This is a genomic window from Ramlibacter sp., assembly GCF_035706265.1.
In the GTDB taxonomy this organism is placed as follows: Bacteria; Pseudomonadota; Gammaproteobacteria; order Burkholderiales; family Burkholderiaceae_C; genus Ramlibacter.
Genome location: NZ_DASSVG010000506.1, coordinates 1 through 26,381 on the forward strand (window position 1 = coordinate 1; position 26,381 = coordinate 26,381).

The 26,381-nt window shown below is 69.8% G+C and carries 24 protein-coding genes; 17 read left to right on the forward strand and 7 right to left on the reverse strand.

The features are described 5' to 3' along the window. From VFM98_RS18065 to VFM98_RS18090, 6 genes are all read left to right on the forward strand, one after another. Positions 1 to 1,042, forward strand: a 1,042-nt coding sequence (locus VFM98_RS18065) for a carboxyl transferase domain-containing protein (RefSeq protein ID WP_325111289.1), incomplete at its 5' end; no start/stop codon positions are given. Between the two features lie 39 nt (positions 1,043 to 1,081). Further along, positions 1,082 to 1,333 carry a type II toxin-antitoxin system VapB family antitoxin gene (locus VFM98_RS18070; RefSeq protein WP_325111290.1) on the forward strand — a complete coding sequence of 84 codons (252 nt, stop codon included), beginning with the start codon at positions 1,082 to 1,084 and terminating at the stop codon, positions 1,331 to 1,333. After that, positions 1,320 to 1,721, forward strand: a complete 402-nt coding sequence (gene vapC, locus VFM98_RS18075) for a type II toxin-antitoxin system VapC family toxin (protein WP_325111291.1) — start codon at positions 1,320 to 1,322, stop codon at positions 1,719 to 1,721. Before VFM98_RS18070 ends, vapC begins: the two co-directional genes overlap by 14 nt. Positions 1,722 to 1,754: 33 nt before the next feature. Further along, entirely contained in the window at positions 1,755 to 2,537 is a 783-nt protein-coding gene (locus tag VFM98_RS18080; RefSeq protein ID WP_325111292.1) for an enoyl-CoA hydratase/isomerase family protein, read from the forward strand. Then, positions 2,534 to 3,181, forward strand: a complete 648-nt coding sequence (locus VFM98_RS18085) for a DUF4126 domain-containing protein (RefSeq protein ID WP_325111293.1) — start codon at positions 2,534 to 2,536, stop codon at positions 3,179 to 3,181. Before VFM98_RS18080 ends, VFM98_RS18085 begins: the two co-directional genes overlap by 4 nt. Beyond that, entirely contained in the window at positions 3,181 to 5,256 is a 2,076-nt protein-coding gene (locus VFM98_RS18090; RefSeq protein ID WP_325111294.1) for an acetyl/propionyl/methylcrotonyl-CoA carboxylase subunit alpha, read from the forward strand. Before VFM98_RS18085 ends, VFM98_RS18090 begins: the two co-directional genes overlap by 1 nt. Positions 5,257 to 5,441: 185 nt before the next feature. Here the strand turns inward: VFM98_RS18090 and VFM98_RS18095 are convergent, their stop codons facing one another. Continuing rightward, entirely contained in the window at positions 5,442 to 6,518 is a 1,077-nt protein-coding gene (locus tag VFM98_RS18095; RefSeq protein ID WP_325111295.1) for an alpha/beta fold hydrolase, read from the reverse strand. A gap of 111 nt (positions 6,519 to 6,629) precedes the next feature. On the opposite strand from VFM98_RS18095, the gene VFM98_RS18100 reads away from it, so the two are divergent. The 6 genes from VFM98_RS18100 (at position 6,630) to VFM98_RS18125 (ending at position 11,649) form a co-directional block, all read left to right on the forward strand. Beyond that, on the forward strand, positions 6,630 to 7,550 hold the full coding sequence (locus tag VFM98_RS18100; protein WP_325111296.1) for a glyoxylate/hydroxypyruvate reductase A: 921 nt from the start codon (positions 6,630 to 6,632) through the stop codon (positions 7,548 to 7,550). Positions 7,551 to 7,554: 4 nt separating this feature from the next. After that, complete coding sequence (locus VFM98_RS18105; protein WP_325111297.1) at positions 7,555 to 8,463, forward strand: hydroxymethylglutaryl-CoA lyase; 909 nt, start codon at positions 7,555 to 7,557, stop codon at positions 8,461 to 8,463. Positions 8,464 to 8,465: 2 nt separating this feature from the next. Then, entirely contained in the window at positions 8,466 to 8,969 is a 504-nt protein-coding gene (locus VFM98_RS18110; protein WP_325111311.1) for a YbaK/EbsC family protein, read from the forward strand. After that, entirely contained in the window at positions 8,966 to 9,193 is a 228-nt protein-coding gene (locus VFM98_RS18115; RefSeq protein WP_325111298.1) for a DUF1289 domain-containing protein, read from the forward strand. Before VFM98_RS18110 ends, VFM98_RS18115 begins: the two co-directional genes overlap by 4 nt. Beyond that, complete coding sequence (locus VFM98_RS18120; RefSeq protein WP_325111299.1) at positions 9,190 to 9,837, forward strand: 2-hydroxychromene-2-carboxylate isomerase; 648 nt, start codon at positions 9,190 to 9,192, stop codon at positions 9,835 to 9,837. Before VFM98_RS18115 ends, VFM98_RS18120 begins: the two co-directional genes overlap by 4 nt. A 132-nt stretch (positions 9,838 to 9,969) precedes the next feature. After that, positions 9,970 to 11,649, forward strand: a complete 1,680-nt coding sequence (locus VFM98_RS18125; RefSeq protein ID WP_325111300.1) for an MFS transporter — start codon at positions 9,970 to 9,972, stop codon at positions 11,647 to 11,649. An 8-nt stretch (positions 11,650 to 11,657) separates the two neighbouring features. Here the strand turns inward: VFM98_RS18125 and VFM98_RS18130 are convergent, their stop codons facing one another. Further along, positions 11,658 to 12,707, reverse strand: a complete 1,050-nt coding sequence (locus tag VFM98_RS18130) for an ABC transporter substrate-binding protein (protein WP_325111312.1) — start codon at positions 12,705 to 12,707, stop codon at positions 11,658 to 11,660. Between the two features lie 138 nt (positions 12,708 to 12,845). Then, complete coding sequence (locus tag VFM98_RS18135; RefSeq protein ID WP_325111301.1) at positions 12,846 to 13,154, reverse strand: hypothetical protein; 309 nt, start codon at positions 13,152 to 13,154, stop codon at positions 12,846 to 12,848. A 163-nt stretch (positions 13,155 to 13,317) separates the two neighbouring features. On the opposite strand from VFM98_RS18135, the gene uvrA reads away from it, so the two are divergent. Continuing rightward, positions 13,318 to 19,344: an excinuclease ABC subunit UvrA gene (uvrA, locus tag VFM98_RS18140; RefSeq protein ID WP_325111302.1), complete on the forward strand. Its 6,027-nt coding sequence runs from the start codon at positions 13,318 to 13,320 to the stop codon at positions 19,342 to 19,344. Between the two features lie 64 nt (positions 19,345 to 19,408). On the opposite strand, the gene VFM98_RS18145 is transcribed toward uvrA, so the two are convergent. Further along, positions 19,409 to 19,963: a porin family protein gene (locus VFM98_RS18145; protein WP_325111303.1), complete on the reverse strand. Its 555-nt coding sequence runs from the start codon at positions 19,961 to 19,963 to the stop codon at positions 19,409 to 19,411. A gap of 224 nt (positions 19,964 to 20,187) precedes the next feature. On the opposite strand from VFM98_RS18145, the gene VFM98_RS18150 reads away from it, so the two are divergent. The 4 genes from VFM98_RS18150 to VFM98_RS18165 all read left to right on the forward strand — a co-directional run bounded on the left by VFM98_RS18150 (position 20,188) and on the right by VFM98_RS18165 (position 23,483). Then, a complete protein-coding gene (locus VFM98_RS18150; protein WP_325111304.1) occupies positions 20,188 to 20,727 on the forward strand; it encodes a hypothetical protein in 540 nt (179 codons plus the stop codon). A gap of 107 nt (positions 20,728 to 20,834) precedes the next feature. Next, complete coding sequence (locus VFM98_RS18155) at positions 20,835 to 21,800, forward strand: tripartite tricarboxylate transporter substrate binding protein (RefSeq protein ID WP_325111305.1); 966 nt, start codon at positions 20,835 to 20,837, stop codon at positions 21,798 to 21,800. A 106-nt stretch (positions 21,801 to 21,906) separates the two neighbouring features. Continuing rightward, the gene (locus tag VFM98_RS18160) at positions 21,907 to 22,677 is read left to right on the forward strand and encodes a gamma-glutamyl-gamma-aminobutyrate hydrolase family protein (protein ID WP_325111306.1); all 771 of its coding nucleotides are present in this window, start codon (positions 21,907 to 21,909) and stop codon (positions 22,675 to 22,677) included. Further along, a complete protein-coding gene (locus VFM98_RS18165; RefSeq protein WP_325111307.1) occupies positions 22,677 to 23,483 on the forward strand; it encodes a gamma-glutamyl-gamma-aminobutyrate hydrolase family protein in 807 nt (268 codons plus the stop codon). Before VFM98_RS18160 ends, VFM98_RS18165 begins: the two co-directional genes overlap by 1 nt. A gap of 34 nt (positions 23,484 to 23,517) precedes the next feature. Here the strand turns inward: VFM98_RS18165 and VFM98_RS18170 are convergent, their stop codons facing one another. The 3 genes from VFM98_RS18170 to VFM98_RS18180 form a co-directional block, all read right to left on the reverse strand. Next, positions 23,518 to 24,303: an HAD-IIB family hydrolase gene (locus VFM98_RS18170; protein ID WP_325111308.1), complete on the reverse strand. Its 786-nt coding sequence runs from the start codon at positions 24,301 to 24,303 to the stop codon at positions 23,518 to 23,520. Between the two features lie 14 nt (positions 24,304 to 24,317). Next, positions 24,318 to 25,580 carry a S41 family peptidase gene (locus VFM98_RS18175; RefSeq protein ID WP_325111309.1) on the reverse strand — a complete coding sequence of 421 codons (1,263 nt, stop codon included), beginning with the start codon at positions 25,578 to 25,580 and terminating at the stop codon, positions 24,318 to 24,320. Between the two features lie 66 nt (positions 25,581 to 25,646). After that, a partial coding sequence (locus VFM98_RS18180; RefSeq protein WP_325111310.1) for an EF-Tu/IF-2/RF-3 family GTPase occupies positions 25,647 to 26,381 on the reverse strand: 735 nt, incomplete at its 5' end.

Consider the following 26,381-nt stretch of genomic DNA (forward strand, 5'->3'; position numbering starts at 1 on the left):
CGCCGGCGGCGCCTACGTGCCGGCCATGAGCGACGAGACCATCATCGTCAAGGAGCAGGGCACCATCTTCCTCGGTGGCCCGCCGCTGGTGAAGGCCGCCACCGGCGAAGTGGTGAGCGCGGAAGACCTGGGCGGCGGCGATGTGCACACGCGCCTCTCGGGCGTGGCCGACCACCTGGCCATGAACGACGAGCACGCGCTCGCATTGGCGCGCCGCGCCGTCGCGACGCTGAACCGGCCCAAGGAGTGGCCGGTGCAAAGGCGCCAGCCCGAGCCGCCGCGCTACGACGCGAAGGAGCTGTGCGGGATCATCCCGACCGACACCCGCAAGCCCTTCGACGTGCGCGAGATCATCGCGCGCCTGGTCGACGGCTCGGAGTTCCACGAATTCAAGTCGCGCTTCGGCACCACGCTGGTGTGCGGCTTCGGCCACATCGAAGGCATGCCGATCGGCATCGTGGCCAACAACGGCATCCTGTTCTCCGAGTCGGCCCAGAAGGGCGCCCACTTCATCGAGCTGTGCTGCCACCGCAAGACGCCGATCCTGTTTCTGCAGAACATCACCGGCTTCATGGTCGGCCGCAAGTACGAGAACGAGGGCATCGCCCGCCACGGCGCCAAGATGGTCACGGCGGTGGCCACGGCCAACGTGCCCAAGTTCACGGTGATCATCGGCGGCAGCTACGGCGCGGGCAACTACGGCATGTGCGGCCGCGCCTATTCGCCGCGCTTCCTGTGGACCTGGCCGACCGCGCGCACCTGCGTGATGGGCGCGGAGCAGGCCGCCAGCGTGCTGGCCACCGTGCGGCGCGACGGCATCGAGTCGCGCGGCGGCAGCTGGAGCGCCGAGGAGGAAGCGGCCTTCCGCCAGCCCATCCTCGACCAGTTCAACCGCCAGTCGCACCCCTACTTCGCCAGCGCGCGCCTGTGGGACGACGGCGTGATCGACCCGGCCGACACCCGCCGCGTGCTGGCGCTGGGCCTCTCGGCCGCCCTGAATGCCCCGATCGGCGAGCCGAACTTCGGCGTGTTCCGGATGTGAGGCATAGAATGTGTATGAAACCAGATTTCCGTACACATCATGCGCACCAACATCGATATCGACGATGGGCTGATGGCCGAGGCGATGAAGGCCGGGCCGTTCCAGACCAAGAAGGAGGCGGTCGAGGCAGGTCTGCGGCTGCTCGCGCGGCAAGCGGCCTACCGCGAAATCCTGAAGTGGCGCGGCAGGCTCAAGTGGGAGGGAGACGAGGACATCGACTGGACCTCGCCTGCCGTGACCCGCGTGGAGACCGAGGAGCCGGCAAGGAGCGCCCGCCGTGGTCGTCGTTGACTCCGGCGTGTGGATCGATTTCTTCAACGACAGTCCCGGCGCGGCGACGGACACGCTGGAGCGCCTGCTGCGGGACGGTGAAGTTCGCATCGTCGTCCCGGACCTCGTGCTGTACGAGGTCCTGCGCGGCTTCCGGCACGAGCGTGAACTCCGGCAGGCCCGGGAGCTGATGCAGATGCTCGACGTGGAAACGGCGGGCGGCACGGCTATCGCCATCGAGGCCGCACAGCATTACCGCAGCCTGCGGGCTGCGGGCGTGACCGTGCGGAACGCCGTCGACGTCCTGATCGCGGCGTTCTGCATCGAGAACGGTTACGCGCTGCTCCATCGTGACCGGGACTTCGATGCCTTCGCCCGGCTGCGGGGCCTGCGCACGTGGGAACACTGAGGTGCCCCGATTGCTGAACCGGAAGGATTCGCCATGAACCACCTGCAACTGACTTACGAACGCGGCATTTCCACCGTCACCCTCGACCGGCCCGAGGTGCGCAACGCCTTCAACGACGAAGTGATCGCCGAACTGACGGCGGTGTTCGTCGAGATCGCCAAGCGCGACGAGGTGCGCTGCGTGGTGCTGGCCGGCAACGGGCCGGCTTTCTGCGCCGGCGCGGACCTGAACTGGATGAAGCGCATGGCGACCTACACGCGCGAGGACAACCTCGAGGACGCCTCGGCGATGGCCCGCATGCTGGAAGTGATCTGGCGCTGCCCCAAGCCCACGATCGCGCGCGTGCACGGCGACGCGTACGCGGGCGGCACCGGCCTGGTCGCCGTCTGCGACATGGCGGTGGCGGCCGACACGGCCAACTTCTGCCTGAGCGAAGTGAAGCTCGGGCTGATCCCCGCCACCATCAGCCCCTACGTGATCCGCGCCATGGGTGCGCGCGCGGCGCACCGCTACTTCCTGACGGCGGAGCGCTTCGGCGCCGCGGAAGCGCACCGCATCGGCTTCGTGCACGAGGTGGTGGCGGCGGATGCGCTGGACGCGCGGGTGGCCGAGATCGCCAACGCGCTGGTGCAGGCCGGCCCCGAAGCGGTGAAGGCCTGCAAGAAGCTGCTGCACGACGTGGCCGGCCACGACATCACGGCGGGCCTGGTGCGGCGCACGGTGGAAGGCATCGCCGACATCCGCGCCAGCGACGAAGGACGCGAAGGCGTGCAGTCCTTCCTCGGCAAGCGCAAGCCGAACTGGCTGCTGCCGTGAACCTGGACTGGCTCGGCCACGCAGTGCCGGACACGCCGCAGCTGCTGGCGCTGGCCGCGGCATTGGGCTGGGCCAGCGGCTTCCGGCTCTATGCCGCGGTGTTCCTCACCGGGCTGGCGGGCTGGATGGGATGGATCGAGCTGCCGCCCGGGCTGCACGTGCTGCAGCATCCCGGCGTGCTGATCGCGAGCGGCTTCATGCTGTTCGCCGAGTTCTTCGCCGACAAGATCCCCTTCGTCGATTCGATGTGGGATGCGGTGCATACGGTGATCCGCATCCCGGCCGGCGCCGCGCTGGCGGCCGGTGCGCTGGGGGCGGACAACCAGGCGATGACGTGGATCGCCGCGCTCGCGGGCGGCAGCCTGGCGGCGACCAGCCACGCCACCAAGATGACCACGCGGGCGGCCGTGAACACCTCGCCCGAGCCCTTCTCCAACATGGCCGTCTCGCTGGCCGAGGACGGGCTGGTGGTGTTCATGCTGTGGCTGTCGGCCACGCACCCGGTCGTGTTCGCGATCGTGCTGCTGATCAGCCTGGTGCTGGCCGCGATCCTGCTGGTCGTGCTGGTCAAGTTCCTGCGCACGGTGCTGCGCGGGGTGAGGGAATTCTTCAGGGGGCGGCCGTTGCCGCGGGAGCTGGGTTGATGTTCAAGAAGATCCTGATTGCGAATCGTGGAGAGATTGCGTGCAGGGTAGCCGCGACGGCGCGCCGGATGGCGATCCGCACGGTGGCGGTGTACTCGGACGCGGATGCGGACGCCAAGCACGTGCAGGCCTGCGACGAGGCGGTGCACATCGGCGGCAGCGCGCCCAAGGACAGTTACCTGCGCTGGGAGCGCATCATCGAAGCCGCCAAGGCCACGGGCGCGCAGGCCATCCATCCCGGCTACGGCTTCCTGAGCGAGAACGAAGGCTTCGCCGCCGCCTGCGCCGAAGCGGGCCTGGTCTTCATCGGCCCGCCCGCCTCGGCGATCCAGGCCATGGGCCTGAAGGCCGAATCCAAGCAGCTGATGGAGCGGGCCGGCGTGCCGCTGGTGCCCGGCTACCACGGGGCCGACCAGGACCCGGCGCTGCTGCAGCGCGAGGCCGACCGCATCGGCTATCCGGTGCTGATCAAGGCCAGCGCCGGCGGCGGCGGCAAGGGCATGCGCGCCGTGGAGAAGGCGGAGGACTTCGCCGCCGCGCTCGCCTCCTGCCAGCGCGAAGCGCGCAACAGCTTCGGCGACGAGGCCGTCCTGGTGGAGAAGTACGTCACCCGGCCGCGCCACATCGAGATCCAGGTGTTCGGCGACACCCACGGCAACTACGTCTACCTGTTCGAGCGCGACTGCTCGGTGCAGCGGCGCCACCAGAAAGTGCTGGAGGAAGCGCCGGCGCCGGGCATGACCGAGACCATGCGGCGCCGCATGGGCGAGGCCGCCGTGGCGGCGGCGCGGGCGGTGAAATACGTCGGCGCCGGCACGGTGGAATTCATCGTGGAGCAACGCCAGGGGGAGATGAGTTCCACCGCCCGGCCGCCCGAAGGTGGAACAGCCCCCTCGGGGGGCAGCGGACGAGCGACAGCCGGGAGCGTGGGGGCCATGGATTTTTTCTTCATGGAGATGAACACGCGCCTGCAGGTGGAGCATCCCGTGACGGAGGCGATCACCGGGCTGGACCTGGTGGAGTGGCAGCTGCGCGTGGCCGCGGGCGAGCCGCTGCCCCTGAAGCAGGAGCAGCTGCGCATCCAGGGCCATGCGATCGAGGCCCGCATCTGCGCCGAGAACCCGGACAACAACTTCCTGCCGGCCACCGGCACGCTGCACGTCTACCGCAAGCCGCAGGCCGCGGCCTTCGAGCGGGCGCCGGTGCGCATCGACGACGGCGTGCGCGAGGGCGATGCGATCTCGCCGTTCTACGACTCGATGATCGCCAAGCTGATCGTGCACGGCGACACCCGCGAGGAGGCGCTGGCGCGGCTGGACGAGGCGCTGGCCGAAACCCACATCGTGGGCCTGAGCACCAACGTGCAGTTCCTGCGCTACGTGGTGGGCAGCCGCTCCTTCGCGCAGGCCGACCTGGACACGGCACTGATCCAGCGCGAGGCCGCGGTGCTGTTCCAGCAGCAGCCGGTGGGGCTCGAACTGGCGGCCGCCGCCGCCGTGGCGCGCACGCTGCTCGACGAGCAGCAGTTGGCCGGCGACGATCCCTTCAGCCGGCGCGACGGCTGGCGCTCGCATGGCGTGGCGACGCGGCGCTTCACCTTCGAGTTCGGCGGCGGGCAGCAGAAGGCGATCCTGACCACGCTGCACGACGGCGCGCTGCGGCTGGCCATCGCGGGCGGGGCGGCCGAGCCGCTGGCCTTCCGCGCCACGGGCGGTGCGATCGAATTGCAGTACGGCGAGCGCCGCATGCGGGCTGCCGTCTACACGCAGGGCGAGACCGACCACGTGTTCACGGAAGCGGGTGCGGCGCAGATCGTCTCGGTGGACCTGCTGGCCCATGCGGGCGACGATGCGTCCGAAGGCGGGCGCCTGACGGCGCCGATGCCCGGCAAGGTGATCTCGTTCGCCGTGCAGCCGGGCGAGCAGGTGCGCAAGGGCCAGCCGCTGGCGGTGCTGGAGGCGATGAAGATGGAGCACACCATCGCGGCGCCGAGCGACGGCGTGGTGGCGGAGTTGCTGTACGCGCCGGGGGACCAGGTGCGGGAGGGGGCGGAGTTGTTGAAGCTGGCGGTTTGAGTGGGCTCCGAAGCGCTGGGCTTCCTGCGCTTCGCGCGTCAGCACCAGCCTACGAAGAGCGCTCCGCGCGGAGCCTCCGAACAGCCCGCGTGGTGGGCGCGAGGCCGGTTTTCGTAGGCTGGCGCTGAGCGCGAACCGAGGCGACCCGCCTCGGCTCGCCGAAGCCCAGCGATCCACAAAGGCGCTTACTGCGGCGAAGAAAGCCGCGGCGCCGACTGCAGCACCTTCTCCAGCTCCTGCTTCCAGAACCTCGCCTGCCCCGTCGTCCCATGCCCCAGCGTCTGCTCGCTCGCCGGAATGACGTACGCGCGGCCGTTCTTCACCCGCTTCAGCTCGCGCTCGAGGATGCCCAGTTCCACCGGGTTGCGCTCGTCGTCGGCCGAATTGATCGCCACCAGCGTCGCCGTGATCTTCTCCAGGCCTGTCGACGGGTTGTAGTCGGCCGAGGATTCCCACTGCAGCAGGTGGTCGTTGGCGTCGCCGCGGAAGTTCTTCAGCCGCGTCTCCAGCGCCTCGTCGGCCTTCTCGCGGTTGGGCCCGGACTTCATGTACGTGTAGTTGCCGCCGTTGGTGGCGGTGGCGAAGAAGATCGAGGCGAGCTGGAAGCCCGGCGGCTGCGAGGTGTAGTTGCCGTTGTTCCACGCCGGGTCGCGCCGGATCGATTCCGTCAGCAGCCGGCGCAGCGTCCAGTTGCGGCCCGACATCGGCGTCGGCAGCGAGGCCATGGGCACCGCGATGTCCATCATGCCGGGATACTTCTGCGCCCACATCCAGGTCTGCATGCCGCCCATGGAATTCCCGATCACAAGCCGCAGGTGCGGGATGCGCAGGTGCTCGCGCAACAGCCGGTACTGCGCGTCGACCATGTCGTCGTAGTTGTACTTCGGGAACTTCATGCGCAGCCCGTCGGAGGGCTTGCTGGAGCCGCCGGTGCCGATCGCGTCGGGCAGGATGATGAAGTACTTGCGGGCATCGAGCGGCTGGCCCGGCCCGTACAGCTCGCCGCCGAAGGCCGGCGTGAGCATGCTGTTGGAAGAGCCGGTCGTTCCGTGCAGCACCAGCACCGGCTCACCGGACGGATCGCCCACGGTTTGGTAGTGGATCTTCAGCTCCGGCAGCACCTCGCCGTTGTGGAAGCGGAAGTCCTTCACCACCCAGGTGCCCTGTTTCGGCGCCGGGAAGTCGGCGGCCAGGCCCTGGAACGCGGCGGCGAAGAGCGCGGCGCCCAGGCAGGCCGAGCGCAGGAGGGATCGCGGGATCATGGTTTCTCCTTTTCTCTGGTCCCCGCCTGCGCGGGGACGACGTGGGGGGCGCCGGAGCTTGGCACCGGCCCCGCGCCGGCGTCAACGGGGACGTCCCGCACAATAGGGAGCATGCGTATCGTCGTCTGCTGTACCGGGATGAAAGCCGCGCCTTGGGTCGCGGGTCTGGAGGCCGCCCTGCCGGGCGCCGTGGTGGAAGAGTGGCAAGCCGGCGCGCCGCCGGCCGACCATGCCGTCGTGTGGGCGCCGCCCCAGCAGCTCTTCGACGAGCAGCCGCGGCTCAAGGGCATCTTCAACATGGGCGCCGGCGTCGATGCGCTGCTGCAGCTGCGCCTGCCGCCCGAGGCCGCGCTGGTGCGCCTCGACGACGCCGGCATGTCGGTGCAGATGGCGGAGTTCGTCTGCCACGCCCTCATCCGGCACTTCCGCGAGCTCGACGGCTACGAGCAGGACGCCGCGCAAGGCCGCTGGAGCTTCCGCCGGCCGCGCTCCCGCGCGGAGTTCCCGGTCGGCGTGATGGGCCTCGGCGTGCTGGGGCAGCGCGTCGCGCAGGCGGTGGCCGCATTCGAATTCCCGGTGCGCGGCTGGAGCCGCACGGCCAGGGCCATCGAGGGCGTGCAGTGCTTCGCCGGCCCGGCGCAGTTCGACGCGTTCCTGGCCGGCACGCGCGTGCTGGTGAACCTGCTGCCGCTGACGCCGGAGACCGAGAACATCATGAACCGCGCCACGCTGGGCCGGCTGCTGCCCGGCGGCTACGTGATCAACGTGGCGCGCGGCGCGCACCTGGTCGACGAGGACCTGCTGGCGCTCGTCGACGGCGGCCACCTGGCCGGGGCGGCGCTGGACGTGTTCCGCACCGAGCCGCTGCCGCCTGCGCACCCGTTCTGGCGCCACCCGAAGATCACGGTGACGCCGCACACCTCGGCGCGCACGCTGCGCGACGAGAGCATCGCGCAGATCGCGCGCAAGGTCCGCGCCTTCGATCGGGGAGAACCCGTCGCCGGCGTGGTCGATTTGTCCAGAGGATACTGAGGCCATGCAACTTCCAGCCAAGGTGAAGCTCGTCGACGTGGGCCCGCGCGACGGGCTGCAGAACGAGAAGGAGCCGGTGCCCGCCGCGGTCAAGATCGCGCTGGTGCACCGGCTGCAGGACGCCGGCCTGCGCGAGATCGAGGTGACCAGCTACGTGTCGCCCAAGTGGGTGCCGCAGATGGCCGACGCCGCCGACGTGATGGCGGGCATCACGCGCAAGCCGGGCGTGCGCTACTCGGTGCTGACGCCCAACATGAAGGGCTTCGAGGCCGCGCTCGAGGGCCGGCCCGACGAGATCGTGATCTTCGGCGCCGCCAGCGAGGCCTTCAGCCAGCGCAACATCAACTGCTCGATCGCCGAGAGCATCGAGCGCTTCGCGCCCGTGGTGGAAGCCGCGCGCGCGAAGGGCATCCACGTGCGCGCCGCGATGTCGACGGCCGTCGGCTGCCCCTACGAAGGCGAGATCGCGCCCGAGCGGGTCGAGTTCTTCGCCCGCCGCATGAAGGAGATCGGCGTGCACCACCTCGGCGTGGCCGACACCATCGGCGTCGGCACGCCGCGCAAGGTGCAGCGGGCGATGGAGGCGGCGCTGAAGCACTTCGCGCTCGACGACGTCTCCGGCCATTTCCACGACACCTACGGCCAGGCGCTGGCCAACACGCTGGCCTGCCTCGAGATGGGCATCTGGCAGTTCGACGCCTCCGTCGCGGGCCTGGGCGGCTGTCCCTACGCCAAGGGTGCGACCGGCAACGTGGCCACGGAGGACCTCGTGTTCATGCTGAACGGCCTCGGCATCGAGACCGGCATCGACCTCGACAAGCTGGTCGACGCCGGCAAGTTCATCAGCGACTTCCTGGGCCGCAAGCCGAACTCGCGGGCGGCGACGGCGATCCTGAACAAGAGGGTGCAGTGACGATGTGCGGAGCGGAACTCCAATCCCTGCCCGAAGGCGTGCAGCGCGTGGCCCGGGCCTTGCGCGACGCCGGCCATCCCCATGGGCCCGTGATGCTGGACGACGCCGCGCGCACGGCGCAGCAGGCCGCCGATGCGCTGGGCATCCATGTGGGCCAGATCGCCAAGAGCATCATCTTCCGCCGCAAGGCCGATGACGCCGCGGTGCTGGTGATCGCCTCCGGCGACCGCCGCGTCGACGAGAAGAAGGTCGATGCCATCGTCGGCAAGACCGGGCGCGCCGACGCGGAGTTCGTCAAGGCCAGCACCGGCTTCTCGATCGGCGGCGTGTCGCCCATCGCCCATGCGCGCCCGCCGGTGACGCTGATCGACCGCGAGCTGTTCCGCTTCGAGGAGATCTGGGCCGCCGCCGGCCATCCGCACGGCGTCTTCAAGCTGCGCCCGCAGGACCTGGAGAAGCTCACCGGCGCCCCGGTGGCGGACGTGGTGCAGGCGCCGGCGGGATGAGTTCGGAGACGAAGCAGCTCCTGCTGGAAAAGGCCGCCGGTATCGCGCTCGCCGATTTCGTGCCTTCGCCCTGCATCTCGGTCTGCCGCGTGGACGCGGCCACGGGTCTGTGCGAAGGCTGCTATCGCTCGCTCGACGAGATCGCGCGCTGGAGCAGCGCCTCCGAGGAAGAGAAGCTCGCCATCTGGAACCGCCTGCTGCAACGCGCCCACGCCGATCCATGAAGCACATCACCTTCCATTTCGACTTCATCTCGCCCTACGCCTACCTCGCCTTCGAGAAGCTGCCCGAGGCGCTCAAGGGCCTGAGCTACCGCGTCGACTACCGGCCGGTGCTGTTCGCGGGGATGCTGAAGCACCACGGCCAGCTCGGCCCGGCGGAGATCGCACCCAAGCGCGACTGGACCTACCGCCAGGTGCTGTGGCTGGCGCACGCGCACGGCATTCCGATGCAGTTGCCGGCCGCCCATCCCTTCAATCCCCTGGGCCTGCTGCGGCTCGCGCTCGCCTGCGGCGACGACGGGCTGGTGAACCGCCTCATCGCCGAAACCGTGTTCCGGCACGTCTGGCGCGGCGGCGCCGACGCGGCCGACGCGCAGCGCCTGGCGGAGCTGCGCGCGCTGCTGCAGCCGCAGCGCGACCCGGCCGGCGACGCGGTGAAGGCGGAGCTGAAGGCGAACACCGAGGTGGCCATTGCGCGCGGCCTGTTCGGCGTGCCGACCTTCGACGTGGACGGGCGGCTGTTCTGGGGTTTCGACGCGCTGCCGATGCTGCGCGAGTACCTCGATGGCAACCCCTGGTTCGCCAGCGGCGCATGGGAGCAGGCGGCAGCGCTGCCCGCGGGCCAGACGCGCACCGGCAAGGCCTGACCCACACCGCATGATGAAAGCCGCGCTGCGGGTTTGACCCTAATCGGTCAGACCCGCATCAGTTTCGCGTCAGAGCAGGGTCAGAGCGCGCGCGAACAATGCGCTGGCATTACCCAGAACTGGAGAGCCCCGATGGCCGCCGTGCCGCCCGCCGCAGCCGACCGCCCGATGACCGCGCAGGAGAAGAAGGTGATCTTCGCCTCCTCGCTCGGCACCGTGTTCGAGTGGTACGACTTCTACCTGTACGGCTCGCTGGCCACCATCGTCGCCAAGCAGTTCTTCTCCGGGCTCGATCCGGGCGCGGCCTTCGTCTTCGCGCTGCTGGCCTTCGCGGCCGGCTTCCTGGTGCGGCCCTTCGGCGGCGTGGTGTTCGGCCGCCTGGGCGACATGATCGGCCGCAAGTACACCTTCCTGGTCACCATCCTGGTGATGGGCCTGTCGACCTTCATCGTGGGCCTGCTGCCCTCGTACGACGCGGTGGGCATCGCCGCACCGCTGATGCTGGTGGCGCTGCGGCTGGTGCAGGGCCTGGCGCTGGGCGGCGAATACGGCGGGGCCGCCACCTATGTCGCGGAGCACGCGCCGCACGGCCGGCGCGGCGCCTACACGGCGTGGATCCAGACCACGGCCACGCTGGGCCTGCTGCTGTCGCTGGTGGTGATCCTCGGCACGCGCACGCTGCTGGGGGAGGCCGTCTTCGCCGACTGGGGCTGGCGGGTGCCCTTCCTCGTCTCCGTGCTGCTGCTGGCCGTGTCGGTCTGGATCCGGCTGTCGATGCACGAGTCGCCCGCGTTCCGGCGCATGAAGGCGCAGGGGCGCAGTTCGCGCACCCCGGTGAAGGAATCCTTCGGCCAGTGGCGCAACCTGCGGGTGGTGCTGCTGGCGCTGTTCGGCCTCACGGCCGGCCAGGCGGTGGTGTGGTACTCGGGCCAGTTCTACGCGCTGTTCTTCCTCACCCAGTCGCTGCAGGTGGACAGCGCCACGGCCAGCCTGATGATGGCGGCGGCGCTGGTGATCGGCACGCCCTTCTTCCTGGTGTTCGGCGCCCTGTCGGACCGCATCGGGCGCAAGCCGATCATCCTGGCCGGCTGCCTGCTGGCGGCGCTGAGCTACTTCCCCGTGTTCGGCGCGCTGACGCGGGCCGCCAATCCCCGCCTGGCCGCCGCGCAGGCCCATGCGAAGGTGACCGTGCATGCCGATGCGACGCAGTGCTCCTTCCAGGGCAGCCCGATCGCGCGCGAGATCGACTTCGCCAGCTCCTGCGACATCGCCAAGCGCTTCCTGGCGCAGAACTCCGTCAGCTACGACAACGAACCGGGCGAGCCGGGCCGGCCTGCCCTGGTGACCATCGGCGGCCACGCGATCGTCGCGCCGGCCGCGACGGTGGCGCGCGGCCGCTTCGACGAAACCAGCACGCGCAGGATCGCCGCCTTCAAGGACGAAGTCGAGGCGGCGCTGAAGGCGGCGGGCTATCCGGCCCGGGCCGATCCGGCGAAGATGAACCTGCCGCTCACGATCGCGCTGCTGGTGTACCTGGTGATCCTGGTGACCATGGTGTACGGGCCCATCGCGGCGATGCTGGTGGAGCTGTTTCCCACGCGGATCCGCTACACCTCCATGAGCCTGCCGTACCACATCGGCAACGGCTGGTTCGGCGGCCTGCTGCCCACCACGGCGTTCGCGATCGTGGCCCAGACCGGCAACATGTACAACGGCCTGTGGTATCCGGTGGCGATCGCGGCGGCGAGCTGCGCGATCGGCGTGCTGTTCCTGCGCGAGACCAAGGACGTCGACATCTACGCCCTCGATTGAGGTGCCCGCTAGCGCCGGAACTTGCCGTCGGAGCCGATGATGGACAGGTCCGAGAACTCGATGCCGGTGTGGTCGTCCGGGCCGTAGCTGATCTCCAGCCCGCCGAGGTCGAACTTCTGAAGGCTTTCCAACGCTGCCTGCAGCTTCGCGCGCGTGGGGCCGGGCCCGGCGCGGCGCAGCCCTTCGACCAGCACCTTGGCGGCGGCAAAGCCTTCCAGGTTGGAGGGGCTCAGCTCGATCTTCTTCTCCTTCGCCAGCGCGGCCGCCTCCCGCACGATGGCATAGCCCATGGCCCGCTCGGACGGGAACACCTGCGTGACCATCACGCCGGGGCCGGCCTGGCCCAGGCCCTTGACGAAGCCGGCCGAGGCATTGTTCGACAGGGTCACCACCGGCAATCCCGGCAGGACGGCGCGCAGCGTCCTGATGCCTTCGACGATGGCGGTGCCGGAAGCGATCCACACCACGGCCTGCGCGCCGGCCTTCTCCAGCGATTCCACGATCGCCTTGCAGTCGGGGCGCAAGCGGTCGGCCTTGACCGCCACCGCCGGCGCGAAACCCGCGCGGTAGAAGCCCTTGCTCGCGCCCTCGAGGCCGTCGAGGCCGTAGGAATCGTCCGCATACACGACGGCGATGCGCGTGATGCCCAGCCCCCGCAGGTGCGTGACGGCCTTCTCGGCTTCGCGCTGGTAGGGCGCGCGCACGTTGAACACGTACTTCCTCACCGGCTGGTGCAGCACCATGGCGCCGGTGGAGGGCGCGACCAGCGGCACGCCGTGCAGCTCCAGCAAGGGCAGGATCGCCTCGCTGTGCGGCGTGCCGCGGTTCAGGAACAGCGCGAGCACGTTCTTCTGCTCGACCAGCTCCTTGGCATTCGCCGCGGCCACGCCGGGGTCGAAGCGGTCATCGAGCGAGATCAGCTCGATCTTCTGCCCGTGCACGCCGCCCCTGGCGTTGACGGCGTCGATCCAGAGCCTGGCTCCCTCGGTGATCTCCTTGACGCCCGCGGCCGAAACGCCGCTGAATCCGGCCGTCTGGCCGATGAGGATCTGCGACATCGCCCATGCGGGCGCGAGTGCGGCCAGCACCGCCACGATCAAGCGCTTCACTTGTGTCTCCCCCAGCGCCTGTCGCACCGGAATGTGACCAAGCGTAAAACGCGCCCGGGGGGAAGGATCTGAACCAGATCAAAGGAACTACACGCGGCGGGCCATGGCCGCGGGCAGGACCGAGCGGAAGGCGGTCAGCAGGCCGTCGATGCGCTCGTGCGCGAGCTCCAGGCAGTGCTGGGCCGCCACCACCTGGAAGATCTGGTCGCGCAGCAGCCAGAGCTCCTGCGGCCGCTCCGCGGTGTGGAGCCGCCAGCGCAGGCGGTCGCACTCGGTGCCGTGGCAGTCCTCCAGCACGGCCAGCAGCTGGTGGCGCACGGCTTCCACGGCCGCCTCGGGCGGCCGCAGGCGCCAGTCGGGCGGGCAGCTCGGGAGCCACTGCTTCCACGGGTCCATGGCCGCAAGGGAGGAGTAGGGGAAGCGCGGAAGATAGTCACTAAGGCTTAGCTGGTCTGTAAGACTTTGTTGTTGCGACCCGTAGGAGAGGACAGAAACCCCAGTCGCTCCTCGGCCGTAGTGCGTCCCTACAATCTTCCGCCTTGTTCGCAGAAGAGCCTCCATGTCCCAGGGATCGATCCGCATCCGCGGCGCCAGACAGCACAACCTCAAGAACCTCGACCTCGACCTCCGCACCGGCGAACTGACCGTCGTCACCGGTCCCAGCGGCTCCGGCAAGTCCAGCCTCGTGTTCGACACCCTCTATGCCGAGGGGCAGCGCCGCTACGTCGAAACCTTCTCCGCCTATGCGCGACAGTTCCTGGAGCGCATGGACAAGCCCGCGGTGGACCGGGTGGAGGGCGTGCCGCCGGCGATCGCGATCGACCAGACCAACCCGGTGCGCTCCTCGCGCTCCACGGTCGGCACGATGACGGAGCTGAACGACCACCTGAAGCTGCTGTTCGCGCGCGCCGCGCAGCTGTTCGACCGCAAGACGGCGCTGCAGGTGCGGCACGACACGCCCGAGACGATCTACGAACAGCTGATGGCGCGCACGAAGGAAGGCGATCCGCGGCTGGTCGTCACCTTCCCGGTCGAACTCCCCGGCGGCACGACGCCGGAGGAAGTGGAGCAGTGGCTCGCCGCCAGCGGCTTCACGCGGGTGCAGGCGGAGCGCGAGGTGGCCACGCCCACGGGCCCGCGCAAGGTGCTCGACGTGGTGGCGGACCGCTTCCGCATCCAGGGCGTGGAGAAGGCGCGCGCGATCGAGGCGATCGAGGTGGCGCTGAAGCGGGGCGCGGGGCGGCTCGCGGTGTATGCTGCCCTCACCCCAACCCTCTCCCAGGGGGAGAGGGAGCAACAGCCGGAAGGACTCCCTCTCCCGCTTGCGGGAGAGGGTGGGGGTGAGGGTCTTCAGGTCTGGAAGTTCTCCACCGGCCTGCACTGCCCCGACTCCGACATCCGCTACACCGACCCGGTGCCGTCGATGTTCTCGTTCAACTCGCCGGTGGGCGCGTGCGAGACCTGCCGCGGCTTCGGCCGGGTGATCGGCGTCGACTACGGGCTGGTGATCCCGAACGACAAGCTCACGCTGCGCGCCGGCGCCGTCAAGACCTTCCAGACCCCGGCCTGGTCCGAGTGCCAGGACGACCTGATGCGGCACGCCGAGTCGGCCGGCATCCCGCGCGACACCCCCTGGTACAAGCTCACGCCGGAGCAGAAGCAGTGGGTGATCCAGGGCGCGCCCAACTACCGCGAGGGCAACTGGAACAAGCAGTGGTACGGCGTCAAGCGCTTCTTCGAGTACCTCGAGAGCAAGTCGTACAAGATGCACATCCGCGTGCTGCTGTCCAAGTACCGCAGCTACACGCCGTGCGAGGTGTGCGGCGGCGCGCGGCTGAAGACCGAGTCGCTGCTGTGGCGCCTGGGCAGCAAGGAGGACGCGGATGCGGTGCTGGAGCCCGCGCGCCGCTTCCTGCCCGTGGGCGTCGACTGGACGCGCGCGCAGCTCGAAGCCTTGCCCGGCCTCACGCTGCACGACCTGATGCTGATGCCGATCGACCGCCTGCGGCGCTTCTTCGACCGCGTCGAGCCCGAGGCCGAGGCGCATGCCGGCACCGGCGAACTGCAGGCACTCAAGCTGCTGTTCGAGGAGATCAACACCCGGCTGCGCTACCTGGTCGACGTCGGCATCGGCTACCTCACGCTGGACCGCCAGAGCCGCACGCTCTCGGGCGGCGAGGTGCAGCGCATCAACCTGACCACGGCGCTCGGCACCTCGCTGGTCAACACCCTGTTCGTGCTGGACGAGCCCAGCATCGGCCTGCATCCGCGCGACATGGGCCGCATCACGCAGGCGATGCAGCGGCTGCGCGACGCCGGCAACACGCTGGTGGTGGTGGAGCACGATCCGGCCGTGATGGTGGCGGCCGACCGCATCATCGACATGGGCCCGGGCCCGGGCGAGCGCGGCGGCCAGATCGTGTTCGACGGCACCGTGCCGGAACTGCGCAAGGCCGACACGCTCACCGGCGCCTATCTCGGCGCGCGCAAGCACGTGGGCATGGGGCTCAAGCGCGCCGTCACCGATGCCACGCCGCGGCTGGTGCTGGAAGGCGCGCGCGAGCACAACCTGCAGAACCTGGCGGTGGAGTTCCCGCTGCAGCGGCTGGTGGTGGTGACGGGCGTGTCGGGCTCGGGCAAGTCGAGCCTGGTGCAGGACATCCTGGCGCCGGCGCTGCTGCGCCACTTCGGCCGCGCGACCGAAACGCCCGGCCTGCACGACCGCGTGCTCGGTGCCGACCACCTCGGCGACGTGGTGTTCGTGGACCAGTCGCCGATCGGCAAGACGGCGCGCTCCAATCCCGTCAGCTACGTCGGCGCCTGGGATTCGCTGCGCGAGATCTTCGCCACCTCGCCGCTGGCGAAGCAGCGCGGCTACACGGCGGCGAAGTTCAGCTTCAACTCGGGCGACGGGCGCTGCCCCACCTGCGGCGGCTCGGGCTACGAGCACGTCGAGATGCAGTTCCTGTCCGACGTCTACCTGCGCTGCCCCGATTGCGATGGCCGGCGCTACCGGCCGGAGATCCTGGAGGTGACGATCGAGCGGCACGCGGCGGGCGAGCAGGAGCCGCGCGTGCTGAACGTGGCCGACGTGCTGGAGCTCACGGTGAGCGAGGCCGCCGCGCTGTTCGCGCGGGACCGCGACGTGATCCGGGCGCTGCAGCCGATCGTCGACGTCGGCCTCGAATACGTGAAGCTGGGGCAGCCGGTGCCGACGCTCTCGGGCGGCGAGTCGCAGCGGCTCAAGCTGGCCGGCTTCCTGGCCGAGGCCGCGCGCTCGTCGACGAACTCGCGCCAGGGCGTGGCGCGCAAGGGCACGCTGTTCCTGTTCGACGAGCCCACCACGGGCCTGCACTTCGACGACATCGCCAAGCTGATGCGCGCGCTGCGCAAGCTGCTGGAAGGCGGCAACTCGCTGATCGTGATCGAGCACAACCTCGACGTGATCCGCGCCGCGGACTGGCTGGTGGACCTGGGGCCGGAAGGCGGCGACCAGGGCGGCCTGCTGGTGGCCGAAGGCCCGCCGGAGGAAGTGAAGCTGCATCCGACGTCGCACACGGCGAAGGCGCTGCGCGAGTATGACGGGACCTTGGGAATGGTCTCCGAGCCCCTGCCTTCCTCCCTCTCCCGCTTGCGGGAGAGGGCTGGGGTGAGGGTGGACGGCGCAAGCCCTCACCCCGACCCTCTCCCGCAAGCGGGAGAGGGAGTGAACGGCCAGCGTGGCAACCGCGCTGGGTTCGCAGGCTCGGCGATCCAGATCGTCAACGCCAAAGAGCACAACCTCAAGAACCTTTCCGTCGACATCCCGCACAACAAGTTCAGCGTGATCACCGGCGTGTCGGGATCGGGCAAGTCCACGCTAGCCTTCGACATCCTGTTCAACGAGGGCCAGCGGCGCTACCTCGAATCGCTCAACGCGTACGCGCGCTCCATCGTGCAGCCGGCGGGCCGGCCCGAGGTGGATGCGGTGTACGGCATCCCGCCGACGGTGGCGATCGAGCAGCGCCTCTCGCGCGGCGGCCGCAAGTCCACGGTCGGCACGACCACCGAGGTGTGGCACTTCCTGCGCCTGCTGTACGTGAAGCTGGGCGTGCAGCACTGCGTGCACGACGGCGCCGAGGTCCGCCCGCAGACCCCGGACAGCATCGTGGCCCAGATCATGAAGCGCTACCGCGGCCAGCACGTGGGCCTGCTGGCACCGCTGGTGGTGAACCGCAAGGGCGTCTACACGGAACTCGCCGACTGGGCCCGGCCGCGCGGCTACACGCACCTGCGCGTGGACGGCAACTTCCTGCCCACCACCGGCTTCCCGCGCATCGACCGCTTCAAGGAGCACACCATCGAACTGCCGGTGTGCGACTTCGACGTGACGCCCGCCAACGAAGGCCTGCTGCGCGAGAAGCTCACCCTGGCACTGGAGCACGGCAAGGGCGTGGTCCACCTGCTGGCCCCGCTGGACGGCCTGCGCACCGCCTTCAGCCAGGGCCAGGCGAAGCACGAGGGCATCGGCAGCGTGGAAGTGTTCTCCACGTTGCGCGCCTGCCCGGTCTGCAACACCAGCTACCCGGAGCTGGACCCGCGCCTGTTCTCCTACAACAGCAAGCACGGCTGGTGCCCCGACTGCGTCGGCACCGGCGTGCGGCTCACGCGCGAGCAGCGCAAGGCCTTCGACGACACGCTGCTCACCGCCGAAGGCGACAAGGGCCGCGAACAGACCTTTGCCGAAACCGAGGTGGAGGACGTCTCCGACGAAGCCTGCCCCACCTGCCAGGGCACGCGCCTCAACGCGCAGGCGCGCGCCGTGCGCTTCGACCGGACCGCGATCTCCGACATCGCGGCGCTCTCGGTGCGCGAGGTGCGCCAGTGGATCGAGGGCCTGCAGCAGCGCGGCGCGCTGAGCGTGCGCGAGCAGGGCATCGCGCGCGACCTGATCCCGGAGATCCGCTCGCGGCTGGAATTCCTGGAGGAAGTCGGCCTCGGCTATCTCACGCTGGACCGCGGCGCGCCCACGCTCTCGGGCGGCGAGGCGCAGCGCATCCGGCTGGCGGCGCAGCTCGGCTCCAACCTGCAGGGCGTGTGCTACGTGCTGGACGAGCCCACCATCGGCCTGCATGCGCGCGACAACCAGATCCTGCTCGACGCCCTGCACAAGCTGGGCGACAAGGGCAACACCCTGGTGGTGGTGGAGCACGACGAGGACACGATCCGCCGTGCCGACCACATCATCGACATCGGCCCCAGCGCCGGCAAGCGCGGCGGCCGCGTGATCGCGCAGGGCACGGCGGAGGAAGTGACGCAGTCGCCCGACTCGCTCACCGGCCGCTACCTGCTGCACGCGATGAAGCACCCGCTGAAGCCGCGCCGCCTGGTGAACGGGGAGGACACGTCCGGCGCGATCCCCGTCGCCGAAACGCCCGCTGCCAGGATCAAGGGCAAAAAGCCCCGCTCCCTGCTCGCGCAAATGGCCTCCGTACTCCCTCCCCCCCTGGGGGAGGGCGGGGGTGGAGGCGCTCCCGGCGCAACGCAATATCTCAAGCTGCGCGGCGCCGACCTCCACAACCTCGCCGACGTCGATGTGGACGTGCCCCTCAAGCGCCTGGTGGTCGTCACCGGCGTCTCCGGCTCCGGCAAGTCCACGCTCGCGCGCGACGTGCTGCTGCACAACGTGCAGACGGCGGTGCAGCAGCGCTCCACCAAGGCGGGCCGCGACGCCGACCACGCCGGCAAGCGCCCGAAGTGGGTCGGCTGCCAGTCGCTCGACGGCTACCAGGCCATCGACCGCGTGCTGGAAGTGGACCAGACGCCGATCGGCAAGACGCCGCGCTCCTGCCCCGCCACCTACATCGGCTTCTGGGACACGATCCGCAGGCTGTTCGCCGACACGCTGGAGGCGCGCGCCCGCGGCTACGGGCCCGGCCGCTTCTCCTTCAACACCGGCGAGGGCCGCTGCCCGCTGTGCGAAGGCCAGGGCGTGCGCACCATCGCCATGAGCTTCCTGCCGGACGTGAAGGTGCCTTGCGAGGCCTGCCACGGCGCCCGCTTCAACCCGGAGACGCTGGCCGTCAGCTGGCGCGGCAAGAACATCGGCGACGTGCTGCGGATGGAGGTGGACGAGGCGGTGGAGTTCTTCGCTTCCATGCCCAATATCAGCCATCCGCTGCAGCTGCTGCGCGACGTGGGACTCGGCTACCTCACGCTGGGCCAGCCTTCGCCGACGCTCTCCGGCGGCGAGGCGCAGCGCATCAAGCTGGTGACGGAGCTCTCCAAGGTGCGCGACGACGTGACGCGGCGCGGCCAGAAGGCGCCGCACACGCTCTACGTGCTGGACGAACCGACGGTGGGCCTGCACATGGCCGACGTGGAGAAGCTCATTCGCGTGCTGCACCGGCTGGTGGACGGCGGCCACAGCGTGGTCGTGATCGAGCACGACCTCGACGTGATCGCCGAAGCCGACTGGATCATCGACCTCGGCCCCGACGGCGGCTCCGCCGGCGGCAAGGTCGTGGCCGCGGCGCCGCCGGAGGAAGTGGTGGCGCAGGGCACGCACACGGGCAAGGTGCTGGCGCCGGTGCTGGCGCGCACCTGAAACTGCGCGCGCAAACCAGAAGGCCCGCCAGGGGCGGGCCTTCAGCCTTGGAGAACGCTCCGGATCAGAAGCGGTAGCCGAAGTTGACGGTCCAGCCCTGGACCTTGGTGCTGCCATCCTTGTTGTAGCGCATCCAGTCCAGGCCGACGCTCATGCGCGGGTTGAAGCGGTAATTGGCGCCCACGCCGAAGGCGAGGCTGGAATCGCTGTCGGAGCCGCTGGCGCTGGCGCCGGGAACGCTGGCGGTGGCACGCAGCTTCGTGCGGGCCCAGCCCAGGCGGCCGAACGCTTCGATGTTGCCGAAGTCCATCTTCGGCTTCACGAACAGGCCGAAGGCGTTGCGGACCTTGACGTCCAGGTCCACCGGACCGAGGAACGGATCGTTCACGGTCTCGCCGTCCTCGGTCGTGCCGAACATCAGCATGCCTTCCACCGCCACGTTCGGGTGGAACTCGTAGCCGACGATGCCGCGAATGGCTTGCGGGTTGGCCTTGAAGCCCTCGTCCTTCACTTCGAGGAAGGAGTAGCCGATCTCGCCGTAGAGCGGCGCGCGCGTTTGCGCCTGGGCGGCGCCGACCATGACCAGAGCGGCAGCGGCCGCGATGGCGATACGTTTCATTTGCAAAAGGTCCCTTGGATGACGATTTTTGTGGTGCCCGGGTTTTCCCGAGCTCATCCAGTGTCGAGGGTGCGTGCGCGCAGCGTCAACGAACGAAACGTAAAGCCGTCGCCTCGGCGCGACGCCGCGAGCGCATCGTCTGCGCACGGTCAAAGGAATTCACTGGCGTTGCGCGCACGGCTCGTGCGAGCATGGCTCACCTGTTGTACCCAGCGAGGTGCGCGATGAATTTCCGGGTCCGCTCCTTCCTGCCGCCGCTGCTCGCCGCCGGCCTGTTGTCCGCCTGCGGTGGCGGCGTGAGTTTCAGCTTCGTCGACGACGACGGCGACGATTTCTTCGACCTGCCGTTCCGCAGCGGCCGGCCCGCGTTTGCCACCGTCTCCGCCGCCAGCGACGCGCGCCTGGACGGACGCTATGCCAGCGACGACGCGCGGCTGACGCACGTGTTCCGCTTCCGCGCCCGCGGCAGCACGCCGGAGACCTGCCGCTTCCAGTTCGAGGGCTTGCGCCAGCCCGCCACCGATGCCTTCATGAGCGGCGAAATCCAGTACCTGCCCGGCACCGACAACCTGTTCGCCAGCTTCTTCGTGGTCGAAGGGCGCGAGTTCCGCGTCGACGGCAACAATGGCGTGCGGCTGGACCGCGCCAGCAATTCGATCGTCTACCAGGGCGCGGTGCTCGCGTCGACGCAGGGCACGGGGCAGACGATCACCCTGGACGGCAGCATCCCGATGCGCAACGAAGACAAGCCCTCGGGCTGCTGACTGTCGCGCACGTTACTGCCTGGCGCGTCGGCGGCGGTGCGCCAGGAGTTCCAATACGGGCTGGGGTTCCTTTTCAATCCTCCCTGCGACCTTCAGGAGACAACACCATGCGTCGTCGCCACCTCGTGCAGCTCGCGGCCTGCAGCCTTGCCGCCGCCACCCTGGGCGCCCAGGCTCAGGCCAACTTCCCCGTCCGGCCGATCAAGCTGACCATCGCCTTCCCCGCCGGCGGCCCGACCGACATCACCATGCGCCAGCTCGCCGAGAACGCGGGCAAGGTGCTGGGCCAGCCGGTGATCGTGGAGAACAAGCCCGGCGCCGGCGGCACGCTGCCCGCGCAGCTGCTGCAAAGCTCGCCCGCCGACGGCTACTCCCTGGGGCAGATTCCGCTGGGCGTGTTCCGCCTGCCCTACACCACCAAGATCACGTGGGACCCGGTCAAGGACATCAGCTACGTCATCAACGTGACCGGCTATGCCTTCGGCATCGTGGTGCCGGCCGACAGCCCGATCAAGAACTGGAACGACTTCGTCGCGTACGCCAAGGCGAACCCGGGCAAGCTGAGCTACGGCTCCACCGGCACGCTGACCAGTCCGCACCTCACCACCGAGCTGATCGCGCAGAAGCTCGGGATCCAGCTCAATCACGTGCCCTACAAGGGCAGCTCCGAGCTGGCGCAGGCCATCACGGGCGGCCACATCATGGCCGCGGCCGATTCCACCGGCTTCGCGCCGCTGGTGCAGGCCGGCAAGCTGCGCGTGCTGAACACCTGGGGCGAGAAGCGCCTCGACAAGTTCCCCGACGCGCCCACGCTGAAGGAGCTGGGCCTGGACATCGTGCAGAACTCGCCCTTCGGCATCGGCGCGCCGCGCGGCACGCCGCCCGAGGTGGTGAAGAAGCTGCACGACGCCTTCAAGAAGGCGATGGAGGATCCCAGCTACGTGCAGGCGCTGGCGCGCTACGACATGCTGCCGATCTACATGGATTCGGCGCAGTACACGCGCTTCGCGCAGGAGACCTTCGCGCGCGAGAAGCAGCTGATCGAGAAGCTCGGCCTCGGCCGCGGCCAGTAAGCCGGCCCTGCGTCGGCTCCGTCCGACGCAGCTTGTCGGCGGCGCGCCGCGCCGCCACTGCCGGGTCTTGGCACCATGGCCGGGAGGCGATACCTTGCCTCCTGCCATGGCCACGACCCGACACCGCCCCCTGATCTGGCTGCCCGCCTGCCACCGCCACCTGGACCTGAACGATCCCGGCGGCTACAGCGTGCTGGCCGACCGCTACGCGCTGGCGGTGACGGCGCTCGGCCTGCAGCCAGTGCTGTTCCCGATGGCGGAAGTGGAGGACGTGCCCTGCCTGCTGCCGGTGGTGGACGGCGTGCTGCTGACCGGCTCGCCCTCCAACGTGGAAGCCAGCCATTTCGGCGCCACCGCGCTCGCCACCGACCTGCTGGACCCGCGCCGCGACAAGCTCACCATGCGCCTCGTGCGCGCCTCGCTGGAGCGCGGCGTGCCGCTGTTCGGCGTCTGCCGCGGTCTGCAGGAGATGAACGTGGCGCTGGGCGGCAGCCTCTACCAGGCGCTGCACGACCAGCCCGGCATGATGGACCACCGCGAGCCGGAGGGCGAGCCGCTGGAGGTGCAGTTCGCGCCCCGGCACGACGTGCTGCTGGCGGCCGGCAGCGCGTTCGCCGAATGGGCCGGCGGCACCCGCGCCCAGGTGAACTCGCTGCACGGGCAGGGCATCAAGCGCCTGGGCGAGGGCTTGGTGGCCGAGGCCCATGCGCCGGACGGCCTGGTCGAGGGCGTGCGCGTCGAAGGCGCGCCGTCCTTCGCCTACGGCGTGCAGTGGCACCCCGAGTGGCACCACGACCGGCACCCCTTCTACGAGCGCACGCTGCGCGCCTTCGCCGCGGCGTGCCGCGAGCACCTGCAGCAGCGGGAGGGAGCCTGATGGCGCAGCTGGGCGCGCCGGTGGTGTGGGTCGTCGCCAGCCACCGGCTCCTCACCGGGCCTTCGGGGCACCAGCAGCTCTACACCCTGGTCGACGAGGCGGGCCAGCGCACGCTGCTGAACCTGGGCCTGCAGCCGCTGTGCTATCCGCGCCTGCCGCTGGAGCGCCTCGAGGGTGCGCTGGCGACGGTGGACGGCATCCTGCTGGGCGGCTCCGACACCAACGTCGATCCGCGCAGGTTCGGCGAGCGCCCGCTGCGGGGTGAGTTCGAGATCGACACCGAGCGCGATGCCCTGGCGCATGCGCTGATCCGGCTGGCCATTGCGCGCCGTGTGCCGGTGATCGGCTTCTGCCACGGCTCGCAGGACATCAACGTGGCCCTGGGCGGCAGCCTGCACCAGTGGCTGCGCGACCTGCCCGGCGCGCTGCAGCACTGGGAGGAGCCGGACGAGACGATCGACGAGCAGTACGTGGAGCGCCACTTCGTCACCTGCCGCCCCGGCGGCGCGCTGGAGCGCATGACGCGCATGGGCCGCTTCCCGGTGAGTTCGCTGCACTCGCAAGGGGTGAAGGTGCTGGGCGAAGGGTTGGTGGCCGAGGCCCATGCCGACGACGGCCTGGTCGAGGCCTTCCGCTGGCACGACCCGCGCGTGTTCGCCTGGGGCTTCCAGTTCCACCCGGAGTGGGGCTGGCGCTGGCATCCGGCGTATGGGCGGATCATGGAGGCGTATGCGGGTGCGTGCCGCGAGCGCCATGCGCGCCGCGTGGGCGCTGCGCACGCTCCGTTGCAACCCATCGTGGCCTGAAGGCTGTTCCTCCCCCAGAGGGCGAGGAAGCAAGTCAGGCTTCCAGGATCGCCCGCGCCACCTCGGCGAAGCCGGCGCCGCGCTCGCCTTGCGTCACGTAGGCCGGCTTGAAGGCGAGTTCCGCTTCGAAGCGGCGGATGTTCGCCACGCCCACGCTGTGCGGGAAGTGCTCGAACATCAGCACGTCGTTGGTCGAATCGCCGACGTACACCCAGCGCTGCAACTCCGCATCGAGCTCGCGCCCCAGCAGCTCGCGCACCGCCCAGCGTGCGCCGGAGAGCTTGTGGTGGCCGCCATACCAGCCGTTGACGTGGATCGAGCTGACGGTCGCATTCATGCCTTCGGCGCGCATGATCGCCACCACTTGGGCGATGCGCTCCGGCGGCAAATGCGTGAACTCGCTGTGGTCGATGGCGATGTCCGTCTCGCGCCCGCCGCTGTCACGTGACAGCATGGCGCCCGGCACCTCGCGCACGATGCGCTGCGCCACCTGCTGCATGCGTTCGAAGTTGGCACGCCGCACGGCCTCCTCCTGCACGTACAGCTTGTGCAGGCCGCCGCGCCCGTCGCGCGTGAGCGCCACCGAGCCGTTCTCGGCCACGATGGCCGCCAGCGGCCAGGCCAGCGCGAAGGGCTCGCTCCAGCCGACCGGCCGCCCCGTGATCGCGATCACGTGCACGCCGCGCGCGGCGAGCGCGTGCAGGGCTTCGAGCGCATCGGGCGTGATCGCGCCCTCGGTGGTGAGCGTGTCGTCGATGTCGGTCAGCAGCCCGACCAGCCCGCGGCGCGCGGCCGCGGGCCACGCGCCCAGGGGCTGCATGGACGGCCGCGCCGTCAACGCTGCTGCGACGGCAGCAACAGGCGGCCGGCCCAGGAAGGCCGCGTCGGCTGCGCGGCGGGGTTGAGGCGAGGGCGGGCGCCCTGCTGCACCGTGATGCCGGTGGCGGTGCCGGCGGGGCAGGCGCCCGTGTCCATGAAGGTCAGTGCGCCGGAGAGCAGCGGGTCGGCCGGGTCGTCGGCGGCGACGTTGGGGTTGTCCTGCACCTGGCAGGTGGGCTGGATGCCGGTGGTGTAGTCGCCGAAGCCCTTGGCGTTCGTGCCCTTGAACTCGATCGGGAAGAAGGCCAGCCCGCAGTTGTTCTTCTGCCGGAAGCCGTAGGGCTTGCCGCAGGTGGTGTCGCCGATGCGGATCACCTGCACGTCGATGCCGCGCAGGCTGTTGATGATGGACTCGCTCGCGGAGCAGGTGCGGCCGGAGGTGAGGATGAACACGCGCGGCAGGTCCAGCTGCGGCAGCAGCGTGCCGACGCGATTCTGGTTGACGCCTTGCTCGGTGACGTCCGCCACCTGCACCCGGCTGGAGAAGCGGAAGGTGCTGTCGGCCGTCTCCTGCGGGCGCTTGTCGTTGAACTGCAGCCGCTCGAACACCTTGCCCTCCGCGGAGGGGCCCGTGATCATCGACGCGGCGGTGTCGGCGATGTAGAGGAAGCCGCCGGAGTTGAAGCGCAGGTCCAGCACCAGGTCCTGCACGCCGGCCGCCTTGATCTGGCGGAAGGCGGCGATCAGGTCGTCCTGCGCGCCGAGGTCGTGGTCGTTGAACTGGATGTAGCCGGCGCGGCGGCCGCCGGGGCTGGTGACCACCTTGGTCACCGGGACGAAAGTCGTGTGGTCGGCGAGCAGGCCGGGGTCGAGCGAGAGCAGCGCCGCCGAAGCCGGCGCCGGCTGGCGCACCAGGCCTTCGGGCAGCACGGCGCTGAAGCGGTCCTTGGGCACGCCGTTGGCGTCCGGCGTGCGCACCAGCAGCGCCTCGAAGTAGTCCGGGATGTTGTTGAAGCGGGCCGGATCGACGTCGACGATCTCGTCGTACCAGAAGTACACCTCGTCGAGGTAGGAGCGCGTGAACTTCTTCTGCGTCTCCAGGTCGCAGATGCCCTCGTACTGGAAGGAGGAGCCGAGCGTGGTGGTCGGCCGGATCGGGCCGTTGGTGGCCGGCGTGCCGCCGTCGTCGTCGTCGCCGCCGCCCCCGCAGGCGGCCAGCAGCAGCAGCGCGGAGGCCGACAGGATGCGCAACGCACGGGACAGGTGCAGCTTGTTCATGGTGGATTCGGCTGGCGATCGGAGGTCGATTATTGCCATGCCGCGGCGACGCCGTGTGTTGCGCGCTCAGTCCGCCTTCTGTAAAGCCAAGCCCGCATGCTCGCGCAGCAGGTGGAAGTGGATCTTCGGGAAGCGCTCCTGCGCCAGGCGCACGTCGTAGGGCGAGGTGCAGAGGAAGGCGAGCGCGTCGGCCGCGTCCAGCGCCAGCCGCTGCGGGTAAGCATCGGTAAAGGCCTTGAGCTCGGCCGGCGTGTCGGCGGTGATCCAGCGTGCGCCGGTGTAGGGGCAGCTTTCCAGCCGCACGTCGCAGTCGTATTCGGTGCCCAGCCGGTGCTGCACCACCTCGAACTGCAGCTGGCCGACCGCGCCGAGCAGCATCGGCCCGCCGATCTGCGGCCGGAAGACCTGGATCGCGCCTTCCTCGCCCAGCTGTGCCAGGCCCTGCTGCAGCTGCTTGGTGCGCAGCGGATTCTTCAGCACCACCACCTGGAACAGTTCGGGCGCGAAGAAGGGCAGGCCGGTGTACTGCAGGTTCACCGTGCCGTCGGTGATGGTGTCGCCCAGCTGCACGCCGCCGTGGGTGGTGAAGCCGATGATGTCGCCGGCATAGGCCTCGTCCACGGCCTCGCGCCGCTGCGACAGGAAGGTCACCACCGAGGTCGGACGCAGCTCCTTGCCGGTGCGCTGCACCTTGAGCTTCATGCCCGGCGTGTACTTGCCCGAAGCCATGCGCACGAAGGCGATGCGGTCGCGGTGCGAGGGATCCATGTTGGCCTGCACCTTGAACACCACGCCGGAGAA